At 51.3% G+C, this 3656-nt stretch carries 5 protein-coding genes; 4 read left to right on the top strand and 1 reads right to left on the bottom strand.

The features are described 5' to 3' along the window. Nucleotides 1-119 precede the first annotated feature (119 nt). The 4 genes from KKH67_13995 to KKH67_14010 all read left to right on the top strand — a co-directional run bounded on the left by KKH67_13995 (nt 120) and on the right by KKH67_14010 (nt 2063). Nucleotides 120-347: an antitoxin family protein gene (locus KKH67_13995; GenBank protein ID MBU1320292.1), complete on the top strand. Its 228-nt coding sequence runs from the start codon at nt 120-122 to the stop codon at nt 345-347. Then, nucleotides 337-762: a PIN domain-containing protein gene (locus KKH67_14000; GenBank protein ID MBU1320293.1), complete on the top strand. Its 426-nt coding sequence runs from the start codon at nt 337-339 to the stop codon at nt 760-762. The genes KKH67_13995 and KKH67_14000 overlap by 11 nt, the downstream gene beginning before the upstream one ends. Beyond that, on the top strand, nt 762-1349 hold the full coding sequence (gene rsmD, locus KKH67_14005) for a 16S rRNA (guanine(966)-N(2))-methyltransferase RsmD (GenBank protein ID MBU1320294.1): 588 nt from the start codon (nt 762-764) through the stop codon (nt 1347-1349). Before KKH67_14000 ends, rsmD begins: the two co-directional genes overlap by 1 nt. Nucleotides 1350-1583: 234 nt before the next feature. Next, nucleotides 1584-2063, top strand: coding sequence for a M23 family metallopeptidase (locus KKH67_14010; protein MBU1320295.1), 480 nt, complete (start codon nt 1584-1586; stop codon nt 2061-2063). Here KKH67_14010 and KKH67_14015 read toward each other — a convergent pair. Then, a complete protein-coding gene (locus KKH67_14015; protein MBU1320296.1) occupies nt 2060-3247 on the bottom strand; it encodes an IS630 family transposase in 1188 nt (395 codons plus the stop codon). The genes KKH67_14010 and KKH67_14015 overlap by 4 nt on opposite strands. Between the last annotated feature and the right edge of the window lie 409 nt (nt 3248-3656).

The following is a 3656-nucleotide window of genomic DNA, read 5'->3' on the forward strand; positions in this document are numbered from 1 at the left end:
CGTCCACTTGTTCCGTCTTTATGTCGAAGTTATCTGCCATGCAGATAGCTTACCGCATTTTTCAAAGCCCGTCAATTTTTGACCGAACCATGAGCTATAGACGATCGAATGGAGGAACAATGGCAAAGACTATTGAAGCATTATTTGACGGAGCGGTTTTTCGCCCTGTTGAGCCAATTACACTCAAGCCGAACACGCGCGTGCGCATCACTTTCGAAACCCCGCGTCTCGCAAGGGAAAAGCGATCGTTTTTACAAGTTGCATCCTCGCTAAAATTAGAGGGGCCTCCAGATTGGTCCACTAACCTTGAAGAATATCTGTATGAGAAGGGCGGGCGTGAGGGCTGAAATCTTTCTCGATGCCGCGTATGCAATTGCGTTAGCCTCACCCAATGACTACTTTCACGAGCAGGCTGTCCACTTGGCGCGCCAGTTACAACAATCCAAGACATGCCTGGTGACTACTCGGGCTGTAATCCTGGAAATCGGGAACGCCCTGTCCAAGCAGCGCCATCGTCAAGATGCTGTGACGCTACTCAGCGCCCTTGAGACTGACCCTAACGTAAAGATAATTCCGCTCTCAGAACAACTCTACGATAAGGCATTTCTCCTGTTTCAAGAAAGGTCAGATAAAGAATGGGGGCTGACAGATTGCGTGTCTTTTGTCATCATGACCGAGAGGAAGATCAGCGCGGCATTGACCACAGATGTTCACTTCGAGCAAGCGGGGTTTCAAGTGCTGTTACACAAAGAATCAAAGTAATGGGGAGTTTACGAGTCATCTCCGGCACGGCCAAAGGCCGCCGGTTGAAATCCGTCCCCGGCGAGAGCACCCGCCCGGTCACCGACATGGTGAAGCAGGCGCTGTTCAACATCCTAGCCGGAGACGTGGTGGACGCCGCCTGGTGGGATCTGTTCGGCGGCACGGGCGCGGTAGGCATCGAAGCCTTGAGCCGCGGCGCGGCCTTCGTCCGCTTCGTGGAGCTGAACCGGCAGGCCGTCGAGACCATTCAATGGAACCTGGAGCATACCGGTTTCAGAGATCGGGCTGAGGTGCGGCGCGGGGATGCCTTTGCCATGCTGGCCGCCCGGCCCGACCGCGCTTTCGATTACGTTTACATCGCTCCGCCGCAATACAAGGAAATGTGGTCGAAGGCGCTGCTGGCGCTGGACGCCAATCCCGGCTGGCTGAGCGAGGGGGCATGGGTCATTGTGCAAATCCACCCCAAGGAATATCAGCATCTGGCTTTGAAGAACCTGGAAGAATTCGACGAGCGGAAATACGGGAGCACGCTGTTGGTGTTCTATGAGAAATCAGTCCCAAGGGTCTTGGAGACCCTTAGGGACTGATTTATTCCCCCGAGGTTAGCGCTTGCATCCGAGGGGGGATTGTTGTATAGTAATAGCAATCGTTGCAGGAAGGATGCTTTACCACCTCACTATTCAACTTAGGATTTTATACAGGCCGCCCATAGTCCATTAGAACGTCTGTTTAACCACGGTGTTAGCCCGCTTATTACCTAACTTTTCTTTGCCCTAATACTGATTTATTAACTTCTCTATCAATACGGAGGTTTCAGGATTATGAACACTTACTCAAATTTCTTGAAATCACATTCACAGATATTTACTGCTTTCTTGATTGTTGAAATACTGTTGGCTTCATGCACAAGTGCTCCAATTTCCTCTCACGCCCTCGAATGGCAGTGGCCGAGGAGCGATCCCAGTGTTGCTCAAGAATACGGGGTTCTTAATACTTATGTTGGAAAATACCATACTGGTTTAGATATCGAGGGAACTGGAGAAGCTGTATTCGCCGCTGCACAAGGAACGATTGTTAATTATTCTCCCAATAAGGCCGGAGCGTGCCCGGATTACAACGCCTCGGTTGATAATCACAATATGCAAGGCTTTGTCATACTCCAGCATACTATGCCGGATGGAAGCAAGAAATATAGCCTATACGTTCATCTGAATCAGATAAACGAGAACTTAAAAATAGGCCAAGAAATAACCCGTGGTACACCACTAGTACAGAACGGCGGAAATCCTTCGGTAGTTTAGGCAGTCAGCGGGCGACCCGTGTATGTCCATTTGAAAGGCTTGGCCATCGTGCGGTTGAAGTAATCGATGAACTTCAGAATCCGCTGCCGCAGGTCATCCACCGAGATAAAGCTGGCTCGTTTCAACAGCTTGCGAACCAGGATACTGAACCAGATCTCAATCTGGTTTAACCAGGAGGTGTGTTTCGGAGTGTAGACAAACCGAATGCGGTGGCTTTCATCTTCCAGAAACGCTTTGCGGGTTCCCATGGATTGCATGATACCAGACTTACCCTTAACCCCCAGGTCGGCGCTAATCTGGCATGCTTCAGCCACCAAGCGTACCAGCCCCTCGGACTGATGAGTATTGAGCTGGTCGGTGATGAAGATCCACTTGGCATCCGTGTCTGTCGCAATGGTCTGGCGAACGTGTGCCACGGTATCCTTTTCAGTCCGGGTGGGGCCCAGAGACGGCGTGACCACTTGGCCGGTAGCCACTTCCAGGTTGGCAATCAAGGCCAGAGTGCCATGCCGGATATACTCGAACTCGCGTAACTCGACCTGACCCGACCTCACCGGCCGGGTGGGATGTTTGCGTTCAAGAGCTTGGATGCCGGTCTTCTCATCCAGACTGATCAGGTGAACGCCCTGTTGATGCAGCGTAGGCACTGCGGCATAGTGGTCGCAGATGGTCTTGACCTCCGCGTCAAAGGTGACGGGACCCTGGTTCCGTTCGTTGTTGAGCCAGTAGCGGCTCAAGTGAGGCTTTATGTCCTCATCATTCAAGATGCGCCCCACATGACGCGGAGAAATGGCGCTTACGACCTGGCGTTGGATGAGTTCCTCGGCCAGTTCACGGGATGTCCAATGGTCAATCTCTCGCTCCGATGCGCGAGGGTCCTCGCAAGCCAGCGCGGCGACCAGAACGAGTTGCTCTGGGGTGAAGGTATCGGGTGTGCCTGGCCGTGAGGCATCCGACAGCGTTGCTTCTACCAATGCCGTAAGATCTTTGGTCTCAAGACCTGCGGTCAGACGGGGTTCTGCCTTGAGCCAACGTTCTCGCCACTTACCAGCAGTGTCTATGGTAATATCGAGCCGTTGCGCGATTTCTGTGTTGTTGGCTCCGGCAGCGGCGTAGAGAATAATCTTAGCGCGTAGAACCAACCAGTAAGGATTGGTGTAGCAGTGCGTGATTTTTTCCAACATTTTCTTGAGCGTTGGCGTGAGCTTGATCTCGGATGGTTTCGGACCGCACATGTTGATTCCTCTTCGATAAGGTTGTTTTGGTACAGCCCGATATTATGCCAAATAATCGCTCTGCTATCCAGTCCAATTTTTCGGCAGTCTGTAACTACCGAAGGATTTCAGCCGCCGTGTACTAGGAACTACAGGGGTTTATCTTCGAGACTGCAGGCAAGTATCCCATGTTCATTTTGAGATAAAAGATCAACCTATTCTTGAAAATCCGAGCGGAGGAGATTCTTGTGATTACGAAGGATCTTTAGGACCTTGTTGGGGATATACGCCAAATCCTCCGGATAATTATGGGTATTACAATCCAAGAGATTTCATACCAGCATTGGGAACAACCGCTTCTGTTCCAATAACTATAACA

Source organism: Candidatus Zixiibacteriota bacterium (assembly GCA_018820315.1).
In the GTDB taxonomy this organism is placed as follows: domain Bacteria; phylum Zixibacteria; class MSB-5A5; order JAABVY01; family JAHJOQ01; genus JAHJOQ01.

What these genes read in the sequence shown, in the direction of transcription:
- KKH67_13995 (MBU1320292.1), top strand. Translation starts at nt 120, where the DNA reads ATGGCAAAGACTATTGAAGCATTATTTGACGGAGCGGTTTTTCGCCCT.
- KKH67_14015 (MBU1320296.1), bottom strand. Translation starts at nt 3,247, where the DNA reads ATGTTGGAAAAAATCACGCACTGCTACACCAATCCTTACTGGTTGGTT.
- rsmD (MBU1320294.1), top strand. Translation starts at nt 762, where the DNA reads ATGGGGAGTTTACGAGTCATCTCCGGCACGGCCAAAGGCCGCCGGTTG.
- KKH67_14010 (MBU1320295.1), top strand. Translation starts at nt 1,584, where the DNA reads ATGAACACTTACTCAAATTTCTTGAAATCACATTCACAGATATTTACT.